This window comes from Streptomyces sp. TAA204 (genome assembly GCF_000424965.1).
Genome location: NZ_AUKW01000022.1, coordinates 55,178 through 71,429 on the forward strand (window position 1 = coordinate 55,178; position 16,252 = coordinate 71,429).

Genomic DNA, 16,252 nt, shown 5'->3' on the forward strand with positions numbered 1-16,252 from the left:
CCGACGGCGACCGCGAGCGACCCCGACCGGGCTCCCGGCCCGACCCCGACTCCCACCCCGACGCCCGCCCCCGACCGAGACCTCCGACCCGCGACCCTCGATCCGCGACCCAGGAATCCAGGACACCCACATGACGACGGCTCCCGGAACTCACGAGCCCTTCGGGTTCTTCCAGGGCTCCCAGGCCCGACCCGCGCCACCGCAGTATCCGGCCGGGCCCGGCCGCGCCGGGCACCCCAGGGCCAGCATCCTGCGGATCGACCACCGTAAGCGGGCCCCGCTGCGGGTGCTGATGGGGTACGCGCGTCCGCACCGTCTCGTGCTGTTCGCCACACTGCTGCTGGTGCTCGGGGCCAGCGGCGCCGGCCTGGCGCAGCCGCTGGTGGCGCAGCAGGTGCTGGACTCCCTCGCGGACGGCGGCGACGTTGCCGGGCCGGTCACCGTGCTGGGCGGGCTGGTCGTGGCCGGCGCCGGGCTGACGGGGCTGCAGTCGTGGTGGCAGCAGCGCACGTCCGAGCGAGTGGTGCGGCGCGTGCGGCAGGACCTCGTGTTCCGGCTGATCCGGCTGCGCATCCCCGAACTGGACCGCCGGCCGCCCGGTGACCTCATCGCCCGTGTCACCTCCGACAGCACCCTGCTGCAGAACGCCGCCACCGAGGGGCTGGTGATGATCGCCAACGGCGTGCTCAGCATCATGGGCGCTGCCGTCCTCATGGGTGTCGTCCATATGGGCCTGCTCGGTGTGACGTTGGGCGTGCTGGTGACCGTCGGCCTGGTGATGGGCGGCATCCTGCCCCGTATCCGCAAGGCCGTCTCCCGTGCGCAGGAGTCGATCGGCGCCGTGGGCTCCGCGCTGGACCGTACGCTCGGTGCCGCCCGCACGGTGAAGGCCAACGGGGCCGAGGACCGGGAGACCGAGGTCGCCGAGAAGGCGATCGACGGCGCCTACCAGGCGGGCCTGGTGGGCGCGCGCTACGTGGCTCTGGTCAAGATCCTCTCCGGCGTCTCCATCCAGGCGGCGTTCCTCGCCGTGCTCGGTGTCGGCGGCGCGCTGGTCGCGTCCGGGGACCTGGAGACGCCCCAGCTGATCGCCTTCCTGCTCTACGTCTTCTACCTGGCGAGCCCGATCGGCTCGCTCGTCGCCGGGCTGGGAATGCTCCAGCAGGGACTCGGCGCCGTCGGCCGTATCGAGCAGATCAAGCGGATGGGCGTCGAGGCGGACGTGGACGAGGCCCCCCTGGAGGAGGCGCCCGCGGAGCAGATGCCGCGGCTGCCGGCAGGCGCGGACACTCAGAGCGCGAACGGCGGGAGCCCGGACGTCCCCGGTGTGCACGGTCAGGGCGCTCCCGCCCCCGCTCCCGGTCTCCGGGAGGAGGTTTCCTCGACGATGAAGCTGAAGCCGGTCGGCCAGGACACCCCGCCGACCATCGAGTTCAGGGACGTGCGCTTCTCCTATCCTGGTCGCGGCACGGCGCTGAAGGGCATCTCCTGCACCATCCCCGGCGGTACCCAGACCGCGCTGGTCGGGCTCTCCGGAGCGGGCAAGACCACCATGTTCGCCCTGCTCCAGCGCTTCTACGACCCGACGGCGGGCCGGATCATCATCGACGGCGTGGACATCGAGTCCATGCGCCGCGCCGAGGTGCGCAGACGCATCGCCTACGTCGAGCAGGACTCCCCGGTGATGGCGGGCACGCTGGAGGACAACCTCAAGTACTCGGCGACGAACGCCTCGGAGGCGGACATCGCGGAGGCGCTGCGCGTGACCCGCCTCGACGCGCTGCTCGAAAGGCTTCCCGACGGCCTGCGCACCGAGGTCGGCAACCGCGGTGTCTCGCTCTCCGGCGGTGAGCGCCAACGGCTGGCCATCGCACGGGCGTTGCTGCGCAAGCCGCAGGTGCTGCTGCTGGACGAGGCCACCGCGCAGCTCGACGCGCGCAACGAACAGGCCCTCCGGGAGGCGGTGGACCAGGCCGCCCGCCGGTGCACCGTCATCGCCATCGCTCACCGGCTGTCCACGGTGACCCACGCGGACCAGATCGTGGTGATGGAGCACGGCGACATACGCGCGCTCGGCAGCCACAAGCAACTGGTGGAGTCCGACGGCCTCTACCGTGAACTCGCCGCTTCACAGATGCTGGTCGGCGAGGACGGCGGCCCGTCCGACGAACTGGCCCAGGCCGCACGGTGAAACGCCGATGACCTGTGACCGGGTGACCGGGTGACCCGTACGCCGGGTCGGCGGCCGTACCGGCACCGGACGCCGGGCCCGGCCCCGGACTCCCCGGCCACCTTCCCGGGAACCGGTCGATCGCGGAACCCGACGATCGCAGGAGCAACAGCAGCGGGAACGGCAGCGGGAAAGGCAAGGGGCAGCGGGACGGTGAGGGCCGGGGCAGGCACGACTGCGAAGGCCGGCGGGGGAAGCACAGGAAGGGCGCCCGCCGAATACGGCGGACGCCCTTCTGCCCCGCCGGACCGCGGCGGGAGTACCGGTCAGCCCATGTGGGGGTTGAGAGCGGCGAGGTAGCCGTCCCGGTGACCCTCGACATTCGGGTGGTAGGACTCGTTCAGCTTGTCCCACTCAAGGCTGGTGACCCATTCGGATCCGCCGGAGCAGATCGTGTGGGGGTCGAAAACCGGACGCGCGTCGAGGAAAGTGAATCCCGCTTCCTCCGAACGCGCGGCCATGACCTCGGCGAGCGTGTCGGCAGCGGAGTTCAGTGCGCTCCGCTCCTGGTCGCTGAGGCCGAGAATGCCGCAGTCACCTCCAATTGTGTACAGCCGCGGATATCCGACGACAATGACCTTCGCTGACGGTGCCGCCGCACGGACCGCGGAGTACGTCTTGGAAAGCGCCGGGGAGAGGGTGCTGGTCGCCGCCGCCTTCGCGGCGTCGACCCCGGCGATGCAGTCGGCGTCGTCCGTGGTGAGGATGCAGTTCATCAGTACGTCGACGAAACCGACGTCGTTACCGCCGACCTGCAGTGTCACCAGGGACGTGTCCGCGGTCAGCGAACCTACCTGGGTGTTGATGATGTCGTCCGTGGTCGCGCCGGAGCAGGCCGCTTCCACGAAGTCGACATTGGGGTTGGCCGCCGCCCACAGCCTGGTGTAGGAGGTGGGTCCGCGGCGGCACTCGTCGTCCGGGTTGTCGTACGACCTCGTTCCTACCGCGACAGTGTAGGAATCTCCCAGAGCGACATATTTACCCTCGGCCGCCTGTGCCCCTGGTGCGATGGTGGCCACGGCCACGAACGCCAGCAGCGTGGCGAACAGCAGCTTTAGAGCGCGCATGAAGTTGTCTTCTCCGAAGGTGGGGGACGAGAACAACCCAGAATTAGCAGCCGCCATGGCCCGGTGAATATAGGTGAACGTGTGATTTTTAGGTCACGATTCGATAAACGAAGGTGACTTCTGTCATGATCGAGAACCGTGGGAAGGGGCGAATGGGGCCGAATACGGTTGCCCTTCCGGGTGTCATTTCCGTGATCGCGGCGAAAGAATTGCGAGAGCTATTCTGAGAGCGGCCCCCGGCCCCGCCCCGACTCACGGAAGCGCATACATCGCCCTCGTGCCGGCCACCCCCGCTGCCTGCCGGGACGGAGGGCGCAGGCGGCTCCCGCGTCGTCCCTCCGCCCGTCCGGAGGTCTGTCGAGGCCGCCTCGGTTAGCGATCGCAATGATGATCGAAACCGGGGTGGGGGGTCGCCCGCGCCGACGGTCGCGGCTAGAAATCCACCGTCGCCAGGTGGTCCGCGCTGCCGCCGCGCCACTCCGTCATGAAGAGCGTCGCGTCGTCGCTCGTCGTCCCGCCTCGCTCGTGTTTGAGCGTGTGCGACAGGTCGCGCACCGTCGCCTGCACTCCCCGCCCGAGGGAGCTCACCCGATGGATGATCTCGATGAGGCGCTCCTCGCCGAACTGCTCCTCGCCCGCCCTGTGTTCCTCCACCACCCCGTCCGTGTAGAACAGCACCCTGTCGCCCTGCTGGAGCTGCATGGAGGAGATGCGCGGGGTGTCGCCACCGAAGCCCACCGGCAGAGTGCCCGGCGTCTCCAGCATCCTGACGACCCGGTGGTCGCGGATCAGCAGCGCCGCCGGGTGGCCGGCGTTGACCCACAGCAGTCGTCCCGTGCTGATGTTCAGGCGCATCATCTGCGCCGTCACGAACTGGTCGGGTCCGAACTGGTCGTCGATCGCCCTGTCCATGAACGAGTACAGCTCCGCCAGTCCGACGTCGGCCCGCCGTGCGTGCCGGTACGCGCCGATGGCGACGGTCGCCAGCACGGAGGCGTTGAGTCCGTGCCCCATGGCGTCGATGACGGCCAGGTGCAGCACGTCGTCGTTGAGGGCGTAGTCCAGGCTGTCCCCGGCGACCCGGTAGGCGGGCTCCAGCATTCCGGCGATCTCCACCTGCGGGGTGTTCATCGACAGCGGAGGAAGCAGCGACCACTGGATCTCCGCGGCCAGGTCCATCGGTCTGCGCCGCCGGGCCACGAAGAACTGGTCGGTGTAGTTGTTCTTCGTGACCAGCATGTCGGCCACCAGGCCCGACAGCCGCCGCAGCAGCCGCCGGTCGTTGTCCCCGACAGCGTCGAGGGTGAGGGTCATCACGCCGATCTCGTCGCTGCCGTCCAGCAGCGGCAGATACATCCGGACGCCGTCGGCGCGCGGCTCCTCGACGGCGATCATCCCGAGGAAGGCATCACCGGCCAGCGAGTCGTCGATGGAGAGGGCGTCGCCCATGACGAGGCCCCTGCCGGGCAGGGGCACCAGTTCCAGCTTCTCGTAGCACTGCAGGAAGATCGACACGTCCCGCCCGCCGATCCTGTGGATCTCCTCGGCCACCAGAGGAGCGATGAGCTGCGGCGGCATCTCGTGGGCCCGGTCGAGGAGCTGGCCGAGCATCCGCTCGCCGAAGCCCTCCGCAAGGTCCACCGCGACGCCACGGCCCGGCCGCTGACTCTTCTCCACAGCTCCCCTCCCAACGGGTGTCACCTCGTGACTAACGACTGGTACGGCCCTGGGCATTGGGCCAGACGGGCCATCCCTGACAGTGCGGCCGCGGCTTCCGGGACCAGGGGCACGGTGCGGACGGGCGAGCGCGGCCGGGTACGCCTCCCGGGTACGCCGGCGGTGCGGGGCCGCGGCGGCGGAGGCGCAGGGGAAGTCCGGACGGGTGCCGGGAGTCCGCGTGGTGGGCCTCGGGGGTCCGCCTGGTAGACCTGGGGGGTGAGTGAATATCCTTCGTCCTCGGCACCCCCCGCCTGCTCCTCTCCCGAGGTTCCGGCCGTCACCGTCGCCGGACTGCAGCGCAGGCTGGCCGAGTTCGCCGCGGCCCGCGACTGGGGGCAGTACCACACGCCGAAGAACCTCGCCGCCGCGCTCAGCGTGGAGGCGGGCGAACTGGTGGAGATCTTCCAGTGGATGACGCCCGAGGAATCCGCCCGTGTGATGGCGCGGCCGGAGTCCGCGCACCGGGTCGAGGACGAGGTCGCCGACGTGTTCTCGTATCTCCTCCAGTTCTGCGAGGTGTTGGGGATCGACGCCCTGGAAGCGCTTGCCGCGAAGATCGAACGGAACGAGAAGCGTTTCCCGGCGACCGGAAGCGGTCACTCTATGGAGTGAGGACCGTGTCCACACAGGGCGAGTTGTCCATAGTTTTCCCAAACTCCCTGGTTTGTCAGCCCTTTGATGGTCACTCAGAGTAGCGAACCATTGAAGGGAGGTGGTGAAGTTGGATGCGGTGCATCTCATCAAGGCCACCCGGCACGCGCTCGCGGAGTGCAGATTCGTCCACGAGGTCGTCGCCGAGGCGTGGCAGGCGCAAGCGCTCGCCGTGGCTGTCGGCGGTCATCTCGCGCACAACGGCCCGCAGTTGGTGCGCGCAGAGGCGCTCGTACTGAGCGAGACGGGCAACCGCCCGCGCGCCGCGGACGTCCAGGCTCCCGCGCCGCGTGCCCGCCGTGACCGCGCCGCCCGGCTGTCCGAGGTCCAGGACCCCCGTGCGGCCCTGCTCGACCTGTGCGGGCTGCTGGCCGAGACGGCCGAGGCACTGGTCGGCGTGGCCGTCTCCGCGGAGGAGGAAGGGCTGTACTGGCACTGCATAGAAGCGATCGACGCCGCCGACGAGACCGGGGACCGTGTCTCGGGAATCCTGCGCCGGCTGGAACTCCAGGAGTACGGCGGAGCGGCCTGACCGGCCCGGGACGGGGCGGCGGCCGCCAGGCGCCGGGCCGCACCCGGAGACGCCACCCGGCACGGCGCGGCACCACGCCGCGCCATGCCGTGGGCGGGAGACAGGAGACGGGAGGCAAGATATGACCCATGAGGCTGCGCATTTTCACCGAGCCCCAGCAAGGGGCGAGCTACGAGACGCTGTTGCGGGTGGCGAAGGCCGCCGAGGAGCTGGACTTCGACGCCTTCTACCGGTCCGACCACTATCTGGCCATGGGCGACGCGGACGGGCTGCCGGGCCCGACCGACGCCTGGATCACGCTTGCCGGGCTGGCCCGTGAGACCACCACGATCCGGCTGGGCACCCTGATGACGGCGGCCACCTTCCGGCTGCCCGGCCCGCTGGCCATCCAGGTCGCACAGGTCGACGACATGTCCGGCGGCAGGGTCGAACTGGGCCTGGGTACGGGCTGGTTCGAGCAGGAGCACGCCGCGTACGGAATCCCCTTCCCCAAGGAGAAGTTCGGGCGGCTGGAGGAACAGCTGGAGATCATCACCGGCCTGTGGTCGACACCGGCCGGGGAGAGGTTCGGCTACGACGGCAGGTACTACCGGCTGAGCGACTCGCCCGCGCTGCCCAAGCCCGCCCAGCCGAAGGTGCCGGTGCTGATCGGCGGCCACGGGAAGGTCCGCACCCCCGCACTGGCCGCCCGCTTCGCCGACGAGTTCAACATCCCCTTCGCCTCGCTCGCCGACTCCGAGGCCCAGTTCAGGCGCGTACGGGCAGCGGCCGAGGAGCACGGGCGCCGCGGCGAGGATCTGGTGTGCTCCAACGCGCTGGTGGCCTGCGTCGGCAGGGACGACGCCGAAGTCGCCCGCCGGGCGGCGGCCATCGGGCGCGAGGTGGGAGAGCTGAAAGAGAACGGGCTGGCCGGTACGCCCGCCGAAGTCGTCGACAAGATCGGGCGGTACGAACAGGCGGGCGCCTCCCGCGTCTATCTGCAGATCCTCGACCTGGACGACCTCGACCACCTCCGGCTCATCTCCGAACAGGTGCGGACGCAGCTGTCGTGACACGTCCCGGCCCTCCGGCGCGCCCCGGAGTCCCTGCGGGCCCCGGCGTCCCGCTGGAAGCGGCGCTCGCGAGCGGCCCGCCGCTCGTCCTCGACGGCGGGCTCTCCGACCAGCTGGAGGCCCAGGGCTGCGACCTGAGCGACGAGCTGTGGTCCGCACGCCTGCTCGCGGACGACCCCCGCCGGATCACGAACGCCCACGCGGCGTACGTACGGGCGGGGGCGCGGGTGCTCATCACCGCCAGCTACCAGGCGTCCTTCGAGGGCTTCGCACGGCACGGGACAGACCGCCGGGAGGCGGCCGACCTCTTCCGGCGCAGCGTGTCCCTGGCACGTGAGGCGGCCGGCGGACGGGCATGGGTCGCCGCCTCGGTTGGCCCGTACGGCGCGGTCCTGGCGGACGGCAGCGAGTACCGCGGCCGCTACGGGCTGAGCGTGCGGGAACTCGCCGCGTTCCACGCGCCGCGGATCGCCGCGCTGGCGGAGGCGGAGCCGGACGTGCTCGCCCTGGAGACGGTGCCCGACGTGGACGAGGCCGAGGCGCTGCTGCGGGCCGCGGACGGGTGCGGCATTCCGGTGTGGCTGAGCTTCACCGTGGACGGGCCGCGCACCCGGGCCGGGCAGCCGCTCGCCGAAGCCTTCGCGGCGGCCGGCGGCCTCGACCAGGTCGTCGCGGTGGGCGTCAACTGCTGCGCCGCGGTCGACGTCGACCACGCGGTGGAGGTGGCCGCGGCCACGACGGGCAAGCCGGTCGTCGTCTATCCCAACAGCGGGGAGAGCTGGGGGGCCCGGGGCGTGTCCGGCGACGGTGAGGCGGGCCCGTCCCGGGGTGCCTGGCGCGGCGCCGACACCTTCGCCGCGGGACGGCCGGGCGCACCGGAGGCCGGCCCCGCCTCGTGGGTGCGGGGGTGGGTGGAGCGGGGCGCACGGCTGATCGGCGGGTGCTGCCGCGTGGGTCCGCAGGCCGTCGCGGAGCTGTCCCGCGAGCTGGGCCGGACGTAGCGGTTCGCCCCGCACGGGTGCCGTTCCTTCATTGGCGTGCGGGGACGCCAGGTGCGCGGGGTGCGTGGGGTGCGTGGGGTGCGCCGACCATGCCGTTTCGCGCCGGGCACGCCGTCCCGGCCCCGTCCGCGAGGCATCACATCCCGCGCCGCACGCACCGCTCCGTCACACACCCGCCCGGGATCTTCCGCAATCACGGCACGCTCCTCGTCGGCCTCGGCGAGGATGGAGGGATGGGATTCCACGTCGACTCCGAGGCCGGGCGGCTGCGCCGCGTCATTCTGCACCGCCCCGACCTGGAGCTGAAGCGGCTCACGCCGACGAACAAGGACGAGCTCCTCTTCGATGACGTGCTGTGGGTGCGCCGTGCCCGTCAGGAGCACGACGCTCTCGCGGACGCGCTGCGTGACCGCGGCGTGGCGGTGCACCTCTTCGGTGACCTGCTGGCGGAGACGCTCCGCATCCCGGAGGCGCGCACGCTCGTACTCGACCGGGTCTTCCACGAGAACGAGTACGGGCCGCTCGCCACCGGCCATCTCCGCGAGGCGTTCGACCGGCTGCCGACTCCGGAGCTGGCCGAGGCGCTGGTGGGCGGCATGACCAAGCGCGAGTTCCTGGAGGGGTACGCCGAGCCGGCCTCGGTCCGCTTCCACGTGATGGAGATGGACGACTTCCTGCTGGCCCCGCTCCCCAACCACCTCTTCACGCGGGACACCTCCGCCTGGGTCTACGACGGGGTCTCCATCAACGCGATGCGCTGGCCGGCGCGGCAGCGCGAGACGGTGCACTTCGAGGCGATCTACCACCACCACCCGCTCTTCGCGGGCCCGGACAGCCCGGACTTCAACGTGTGGTCGGAAGGGCAGGGCGCCTACCCGTCGACCATCGAGGGCGGTGACGTGCTGGTCATCGGGGCCGGTGCGGTGCTCATCGGCATGAGTGAGCGCACCACGCCGCAGGCGGTGGAGATGCTGGCCCGGGGGCTGTTCGCCGCGGGTTCCGCGCACACGATCGTGGCGCTGGACATGCCCAAGCGCCGGGCCTTCATGCACCTGGACACCGTGATGACGATGGTCGACGGCGGGACCTTCACCCAGTACGAGGGGCTGGGGATGCTGCGCTCGTACACCATCGAGCCGGGCGGCAGCGCGTACGAGCTGAAGGTCACCGACCATCCGCCCGAGCACATGCACCGGGCCATCGCCGCGGCTCTCGGCCTGGACCACATCCGTGTGCTCACACCGTCGCAGGACGTGCACTCGGCCGAGCGCGAGCAGTGGGACGACGGATGCAACGTGCTGGCCGTCGAGCCGGGTGTGGTGCTGGCCTACGAGCGCAACGTCACCACCAACACCCATCTGCGCAAGCAGGGCATCGAGGTGCTGGAGATCCCGGGCAGTGAGCTGGGACGGGGCAGGGGCGGCCCCCGGTGCATGAGCTGTCCGGTGGAGCGGGAGCCGGTCTGACAGGGTCCGGGGTCGAAGGCGGGGGTGGAAGACGGGGTCTCACGGGCACCCGTCTCCGGCCACGGCGCATCCTCCCTGTATAGAGATTCGGGCAACGGTATAGAATTCCAGAGCACAGCACCGAGCCCAGTCACTAGGAGCCCCTCATGGCGACAGACCTCACGGGCCGCCACTTCCTCAAGGAACTGGACTTCTCGTCCGAGGAGTTCCGTCACCTGATCGATCTGGCCGCCGAGCTGAAGGTGGCCAAGAAGGCGGGCGCCGAGCAGCAGCGGCTGCGGGGCCGCACCATCGCGCTGGTCTTCGAGAAGACCTCCACACGCACCCGCTGCGCCTTCGAGGTCGCCGCGGCCGACCAGGGCGCGGGCACCACGTACCTGGACCCCGCCGGTTCGCAGCTGGGGCACAAGGAGTCGGCGCGCGACACCGCACGCGTGCTCGGCAGGATGTACGACGGCATCGAGTACCGGGGCAGCGCCCAGGCGGTGGTCGAGGAGCTGGCCGCCTTCGCCGGTGTCCCCGTCTACAACGGACTCACCGACGACTGGCACCCCACCCAGATGCTCGCCGACGTCCTGACCATGACCGAGCACTGTGCCAAGCCGCTCACCGAGACCTGCTTCGCCTACCTCGGCGACGCCCGCAACAACATGGGCAACTCCTATCTGGTCACCGGCGCCCTGCTCGGCATGGACGTACGCATCGTGGCGCCGCGCGAACTGTGGCCGGAGGACGCGGTCGTCGCCCGGGCGCGAGCGCTCGCCGGGCGCACCGGAGCCCGCATATCGCTGACCGAGGAGGTCGGCGCCGGGGTGCGGGGGGCGGACTTCGTCGCCACCGACGTGTGGGTGTCGATGGGCGAGCCCCAGGAGGTGTGGGACGAGCGCATCGCGCTGCTGCGGCCCTACGCCGTGACCATGGACGTGCTGCGGGCCACCGGCAATCCCGGCGTGAAGTTCCTGCACTGCCTGCCCGCCTTCCACGACCTGGGCACGGCCGTCGGTCGGGAGATCCACGCGCGGCACGGGCTGGACTCGCTGGAGGTCACGGACGAGGTCTTCGAGTCCGCCCACTCGGTGGTCTTCGACGAGGCGGAGAACCGTATGCACACCATCAAGGCGGTGCTCGTCGCCACGCTGGCCGGCGGCTGAACTTCCGTTCCGGGCTTCTCCCTGAGCGGCCGGCGTGCGAACTCTCAGCCGTGCAGGGCGAGATAGGGCGCCAGGGCCAGCAGCGTCGCCGCGAGCGCGAACTTGAGCCTGCGTACGGGGACCGCCTGCGCGATCTTCCAGCCGATCACGACCCCCGCCAGCTCCGGGACGCCCACGACGGCGGCGAGCTGCCAGTCGACGGAGCCGTGCAGCACGTAACCCGCCGTGCCGACGCTCGCGACGACCACCGACTGCGCCTGGGCCGCGGCCAGTGCGGGCAGCAGCGGCAGGCCGCAGACGACCAGCAGGGGCACGCTGAGCATCGGGCCGCCCAGGCCGAAGAGTCCGGCCGCGACCGACACCAGCAGACCCACGGCGCCCGCCGCGAAGGGTGACATGCCCGCAGGCGCGTGCTGTTCCCCGCCGGGGCTCTCCTCCGCGCGGGCGGCGCGCTTCTCCCGCACCCACACCAGAACGCCGGTCGTGGCGACGGCCGCCGCGAGCAGAACGGCGAAACCCCGGCCGCTGACAAGGGTGTTGAGGAGTACCCCGGCCGGTGTGCCGGCGACGGCGGCGGCCGAGAGGACCAGTGCGGTCCGCCGGGTCGCCGGGTCGCGGAGCTGTCCGGAGCGCGTGTAGACGGCGGTGCCCAGGGCCCCGGTGGCGACATGGGTGACGATGGCCGTGCCGGCGACGCCCGCGGGGGAGAGCCCGGTGAGCAGGAACATCCCGATCGTGGGCAGCACCCCGCCGGGCCCCACCGCCGTGATGCCGATACCGCCGGCCAGGCCGAACAGGGCCAGCAGCACCAGTACCAGCGGATCGAACTCCATCTGCCCCTCACCTCACGGCCGTTCCCGCGTACGAGCCTCCCACGTCGGTGGCGCGGCGGCTCCTCGCGGGCCGTGTGCGCGCAGCGGCCCATCTCTATCGCGCACCCGTGACGGCAGTCACGAACCGGTGATACGTTCACGTGGTCGGCGTCGCGAAGGAGGACCGGTCCGTGAGCGAGCCCATGAGCGAGAGCGGAAACCCGGGAGCGCGCGTATGAGCCCCTACACCGGCTCCGCCCGCACCACCGGCGACTGGCGGCACATCCGGGTCGCCGAGGACGACGGCGTCGTCACCGTCACGCTCGCGCGCCCCGCCCGGCTCAACGCCCTCACCTTCGGCGCGTACGCGGACCTGCGGGACCTCCTCGCGGAGCTGTCCCGTACGAGGGGCGCCCGCGTGCTCGTACTCGCGGGGGAGGGGCGCGGGTTCTGCTCGGGCGGCGACGTCGAGGAGATCATCGGCGCCACGCTGGAGGCGGACACGGCGCAGCTCCTCGACTTCAACCGGATGACCGGCCAGGTCGTACGGGCGCTGCGCGAGGCGCCGTTCCCCGTCGTCGCCGCCGTCCACGGTGTCGCGGCGGGCGCCGGTGCCGTGCTCGCCCTCGCCGCCGACTTCCGCGTCGCCGACCCCACCGCCCGCTTCTCCTTCCTCTTCACCAAGGTCGGACTCTCCGGCGGCGACATGGGCGCGGCCTATCTGCTGCCGCGTGTCGTCGGCCTCGGCCACGCCACCCGCATCCTGATGCTCGGCGAGCCCGTACGCGCACCGGAGGCCGAACGCATCGGTCTCCTCAGCCAGTTGACCGACGAGGGCGAGGCCGCAGCCTCGGCCGCCCGGCTCGCCCGCCGGCTCGCCGACGGCCCCGCACTCGCGCTCGCCCAGACCAAGACGCTGCTCACCGCGGAGCTGGACCTTCCGCTCTCGGCAGCCGTCGAGATGGACGCGGCGACCCAGGCACTGCTGATGCACAGCGAGGACTACGCCGAGTTCCACGCCTCCTTCACCGAGAAGCGGCCACCGAAGTGGCAGGGGAAGTGAGATGAGGCCGGCCGGCCCCGGCGGAGGGCCGCGGCAGACGGACGGCATGCGTGTCGCCGTCGTCGGGGGCGGTCCCGGCGGCCTCTACGCGGCGGTGCTCCTCAAACGCCTCGACCCCGGCCGCAGCGTCACCGTCTTCGAACGCAACGCCCCCGAGGACACCTTCGGCTTCGGCGTCGTCCTCTCCGACGAGACCCTCGGCGGCATCGAGCACGCCGACCCGGCCGTGTACGCGGCGCTGCAGCGGGAGTTCGTACGCTGGGACGACATCGACATCGTGCACCGCGGACGCACTCTCACCTCGGGCGGGCACGGCTTCGCCGCGCTCGGACGGCGGCGCCTGCTGGCCGTTCTGCACGAGCGCTGCCGGGAGCTGGGCGTCGAGCTGCGCTTCCGTACGCAGGCGCCGCCGCCGGGCGAACTGTCCGCCGCCTGCGATCTGGTGGTGGCCGCCGACGGTGTGCACAGCGCTACCCGGGAGACCTTCGCCGAGGTCTTCCGCCCCCGCCTGACCACGCACCGCTGCCGCTACATATGGCTGGCCGCCGACTTCGCCCTGGACGCGTTCCGCTTCGAGATCGCCGAGACCGGCCACGGTGTCCTCCAACTGCACGCCTACCCCTACGAACGCGCCGGCAGCGGATCGCCCGGCGCCTCGACCGTCATCGTCGAGGCGCGCGAGGAGGTCTGGCGCGCGGCCGGCCTGGACGGGCTCGACGAGACCGCCTCCGCCGGGCGGTGCGCCCAGCTCTTCCCCGAGACCCTCGGCGGGCGGCGGCTGTACGGCAACAACTCCCAGTGGATCGCCTTCCGCACGGTCACCAACGAGCGCTGGTCGCACGGGAACGTCGTCCTGCTCGGCGACGCCGCGCACACCGCGCACTTCTCCATCGGGTCGGGCACCAAGCTCGCCGTCGAGGACGCCCTCGCGCTGGCCGCCTGCGTCGAGGAGCAGCCCGGGCTCGACGCCGCGCTGGCGGCGTACGAGGAGGAGCGCCGTCCCGTCGTGCGGTCCACGCAGCGTGCCGCCCGGGGGAGCCTGGAGTGGTTCGAGGACCTGGCCACCTGCACCGGCCAGCCGCCCCGGCAGTTCGCCTTCAACCTGCTGACCCGCAGCCGCCGCGTCACCCACGGCAATCTGCGGATGCGCGACCCGGGCTTCGTCGCACAGGCCGAGGCGGAGGCAGGTCTGCCCCCGGGCACACCACCGATGTTCACCCCCTTCCGGCTGCGCGGGCTGACCCTGCGCAACCGTGTCGTGGTCTCCGCGATGGACATGTACTCCGCCGGGGACGCCTCGGGCACCCCCGGCGACTTCCACCTCGTCCACCTCGGCGCCCGGGCGCTCGGCGGAGCGGGGCTGGTGATGACCGAGATGGTGTGCGTGTCACCGCGGGGACGCATCACCCCGGGCTGCACGGGGATCTGGTCGCCGGAGCACGAGGAGGCGTGGCGCCGCGTCACGTCCTTCGTGCACGGCGCGGGCGACGGTGCGGCCGTCGGCATCCAGCTCGGGCACTCGGGCCGCAAGGGTTCGACGCGGGTGATGTGGGAGGGCATGGACGAGCCGCTGCCCGAGGGCAACTGGCCGCTCGTCGCCCCGTCCCCGCTGGCCTACCGGGACGGCGTCAACCAGGTCCCGCACGAGCTGAGCCAGGACGAACTCGCGGACATACGCGATCAGTTCGCGGTCTGCACGAGGCGCGCGGCCCGTGCCGGATTCGACCTGCTCGAACTCCACTGCGCCCACGGCTACTTGCTCTCCAGCTTCCTCTCACCGCTGACCAACCGCCGTACCGACGCCTACGGCGGCAGCATCACCTCCCGGCTCCGCTTCCCCCTGGAGGTCTTCGACGCCGTACGCGCCCAGTGGCCCACCGAGCGGCCCATGACCGTCCGCATCTCCGCGACGGACTGGGCGGAAGGCGGCATCACCCCGGAGGAGACACTGGAGGTGGCCGCCGCCTTCGCCGAGCACGGCGCCGACGCCGTCGACGTCTCCACCGGCCAGGTCGTCCCCGACGAACGCCCCGACTACGGGCGCTCGTACCAGACCCCGTACGCCGACCGCATCCGCAACGCCCTGGGCGTGCCCGTCATCGCCGTCGGCGCCATCTCCTCCTGGGACGACGTCAATTCGCTGATCCTGGCGGGCCGCGCGGACCTGTGCGCGCTGGGCAGGCCGCATCTCTACGATCCGCACTGGACGCTGCACGCCGCCGCCGAACAGGGCTACGAGGGCCCCGCCGCGCCCTGGCCGAAGCCCTACCGGGCGGGCAGCCGCCCACCTCCGACGGGACGCACGGACGCGCCCAGGCCCCGTCTGGCGCTGTGACCCGGGAGGACGCCTACCGACCGCCGCCGTCACTCCGGCTGCCGGGCCCTCCCGCCTCCTCGTCCCACCAGCGGTCGTCCGCCTCGCGCCGGTTCCCGGTGATGGCGGCCACGGGAGGGATGACCATCGCCACCACGCACATCGCGATGGCCGCGGGAACGGACCACAGGCGCACGAACGCCCACGCGCTGACGAAGAGCACCAGGCACGTCGTCATCAGCACGAAGTAGCGCTTGCGCCGGCGCGCGTACATGCCTCCACCGTAGGGCGGCGGGCGCGGACGTGCGCGGGGAGCGGCCGGCGGCCGCGGCGGCCGCGGGGGCCGCGGGGCTCAGGCCGTCGCCACCGCGTGCTCGCGTCCCGCGTCCCGCAGTCTGGCGTGCAGCGCGAAGAAGACCTCCGCGGACCGTTCACCCGGCCAGTCCGCGGGCAGCAGCGAGGGGGGCAGCCCCGGGTCGGCGTACGGCAGGAGTCGCCACGCGTCCAGGGCGGGCAGATAGTCCCGGTAGGCGTCCTCCGGCGGCGTCCGGCGGCGCCGCGACCAGGAACGCAGCACCGGTTCGTGCACCTGCAGGAACGAGCGGTGAAGCGCCGCCAGGGCCTCCAGGTCCCACCAGCGGGCGACCGCGTCCGCCGTCGGCTCGAAACCCTCGTGGGTACCGCTGAAGAGATCGACGTACGGGGTGAGACCGAGCCGGGCGAGGCTGTGCCGGGTCTCCGCCTCCAGGTGGGACGGCGCGATCCAGATGCCCGGGGCGGCGTTGCCGAATCCGAGCCTGGCCAGCCGGGAGCGCAGGACGTGCCTGCGCCGCCGCTCGCTCTCGGGGACCGAGAAGACGGCGAGCAGCCAGCGGCCGTCCGGCTCGGGCCGCGCGTAGACGCGGCGGTCGCCGTCGTCGAGAAGCTGGCGGCACGCCTCCGTCGGCGCGTATCCGGCCGTCCTGCTGCCGGGCCGGTCCGCGCTCAGCAGCCCGCGCCGCTTGAGCCGTGAGACCGCGGAGCGTACGGACGGCGCGTCCACACCGGCAGTGCCCAGCAGGCGGATCAGAGTGGCGACCGGCACCGTGCCGTCCGGGAATGCGCGCCCGTACGCTCCGTAGAAGGTGAGGATGAGCGAACTCGGCGACGGCCGGGGCACGGTGGGGGGCTGCTGGCTCACGCGGTCACTCTATG

Annotated in this window: 14 protein-coding genes; 9 read left to right on the forward strand and 5 right to left on the reverse strand. The window is 71.8% G+C overall.

The features are described from left to right. Positions 1-130: 130 nt before the first annotated feature. Positions 131-2,191, forward strand: coding sequence for an ABC transporter ATP-binding protein (locus H343_RS36095; protein ID WP_486587012.1), 2,061 nt, complete (start codon positions 131-133; stop codon positions 2,189-2,191). 305 nt (positions 2,192-2,496) lie between these two features. Here H343_RS36095 and H343_RS0122505 read toward each other — a convergent pair whose 3' ends face one another. Continuing rightward, positions 2,497-3,297 carry an SGNH/GDSL hydrolase family protein gene (locus tag H343_RS0122505; RefSeq protein ID WP_028432980.1) on the reverse strand — a complete coding sequence of 267 codons (801 nt, stop codon included), beginning with the start codon at positions 3,295-3,297 and terminating at the stop codon, positions 2,497-2,499. 432 nt (positions 3,298-3,729) lie between these two features. After that, positions 3,730-4,908 carry a PP2C family protein-serine/threonine phosphatase gene (locus tag H343_RS0122510; RefSeq protein ID WP_486587015.1) on the reverse strand — a complete coding sequence of 393 codons (1,179 nt, stop codon included), beginning with the start codon at positions 4,906-4,908 and terminating at the stop codon, positions 3,730-3,732. 399 nt (positions 4,909-5,307) lie between these two features. Between H343_RS0122510 and H343_RS32250 the strand changes: the two genes are divergently transcribed. The 6 genes from H343_RS32250 to argF all read left to right on the forward strand — a co-directional run bounded on the left by H343_RS32250 (position 5,308) and on the right by argF (position 10,869). Further along, the gene (locus tag H343_RS32250) at positions 5,308-5,628 is read left to right on the forward strand and encodes a nucleotide pyrophosphohydrolase (protein ID WP_037904776.1); all 321 of its coding nucleotides are present in this window, start codon (positions 5,308-5,310) and stop codon (positions 5,626-5,628) included. Between the two features lie 100 nt (positions 5,629-5,728). Next, positions 5,729-6,199 carry a DUF6099 family protein gene (locus H343_RS0122520; protein ID WP_486587013.1) on the forward strand — a complete coding sequence of 157 codons (471 nt, stop codon included), beginning with the start codon at positions 5,729-5,731 and terminating at the stop codon, positions 6,197-6,199. A gap of 128 nt (positions 6,200-6,327) precedes the next feature. Then, on the forward strand, positions 6,328-7,251 hold the full coding sequence (locus H343_RS0122525; protein WP_028432983.1) for an LLM class F420-dependent oxidoreductase: 924 nt from the start codon (positions 6,328-6,330) through the stop codon (positions 7,249-7,251). Beyond that, entirely contained in the window at positions 7,248-8,252 is a 1,005-nt protein-coding gene (gene mmuM, locus H343_RS0122530; protein ID WP_078506033.1) for a homocysteine S-methyltransferase, read from the forward strand. Before H343_RS0122525 ends, mmuM begins: the two co-directional genes overlap by 4 nt. Before the next feature lie 233 nt (positions 8,253-8,485). After that, on the forward strand, positions 8,486-9,718 hold the full coding sequence (locus H343_RS0122535) for an arginine deiminase (RefSeq protein WP_028432985.1): 1,233 nt from the start codon (positions 8,486-8,488) through the stop codon (positions 9,716-9,718). Between the two features lie 146 nt (positions 9,719-9,864). Beyond that, positions 9,865-10,869, forward strand: a complete 1,005-nt coding sequence (argF, locus tag H343_RS0122540) for an ornithine carbamoyltransferase (protein WP_028432986.1) — start codon at positions 9,865-9,867, stop codon at positions 10,867-10,869. A 44-nt stretch (positions 10,870-10,913) separates the two neighbouring features. On the opposite strand, the gene H343_RS0122545 is transcribed toward argF, so the two are convergent. Next, on the reverse strand, positions 10,914-11,702 hold the full coding sequence (locus tag H343_RS0122545) for a sulfite exporter TauE/SafE family protein (protein WP_028432987.1): 789 nt from the start codon (positions 11,700-11,702) through the stop codon (positions 10,914-10,916). A 214-nt stretch (positions 11,703-11,916) separates the two neighbouring features. On the opposite strand from H343_RS0122545, the gene H343_RS0122550 reads away from it, so the two are divergent. Further along, positions 11,917-12,744 (forward strand): enoyl-CoA hydratase family protein, encoded by an 828-nt coding sequence (locus tag H343_RS0122550; RefSeq protein ID WP_028432988.1) that lies wholly within the window; start codon positions 11,917-11,919, stop codon positions 12,742-12,744. Between the two features lies 1 nt (position 12,745). Beyond that, complete coding sequence (locus H343_RS0122555; RefSeq protein WP_106958920.1) at positions 12,746-15,079, forward strand: bifunctional salicylyl-CoA 5-hydroxylase/oxidoreductase; 2,334 nt, start codon at positions 12,746-12,748, stop codon at positions 15,077-15,079. 13 nt (positions 15,080-15,092) lie between these two features. On the opposite strand, the gene H343_RS0122560 is transcribed toward H343_RS0122555, so the two are convergent. Together H343_RS0122560 and H343_RS0122565 are read right to left on the reverse strand one after the other, a co-directional pair. Next, positions 15,093-15,332, reverse strand: a complete 240-nt coding sequence (locus tag H343_RS0122560) for a DUF3099 domain-containing protein (RefSeq protein WP_028432990.1) — start codon at positions 15,330-15,332, stop codon at positions 15,093-15,095. 78 nt (positions 15,333-15,410) lie between these two features. Next, the gene (locus H343_RS0122565; RefSeq protein ID WP_051265778.1) at positions 15,411-16,238 is read right to left on the reverse strand and encodes a PaaX family transcriptional regulator C-terminal domain-containing protein; all 828 of its coding nucleotides are present in this window, start codon (positions 16,236-16,238) and stop codon (positions 15,411-15,413) included. Positions 16,239-16,252 lie beyond the last annotated feature (14 nt).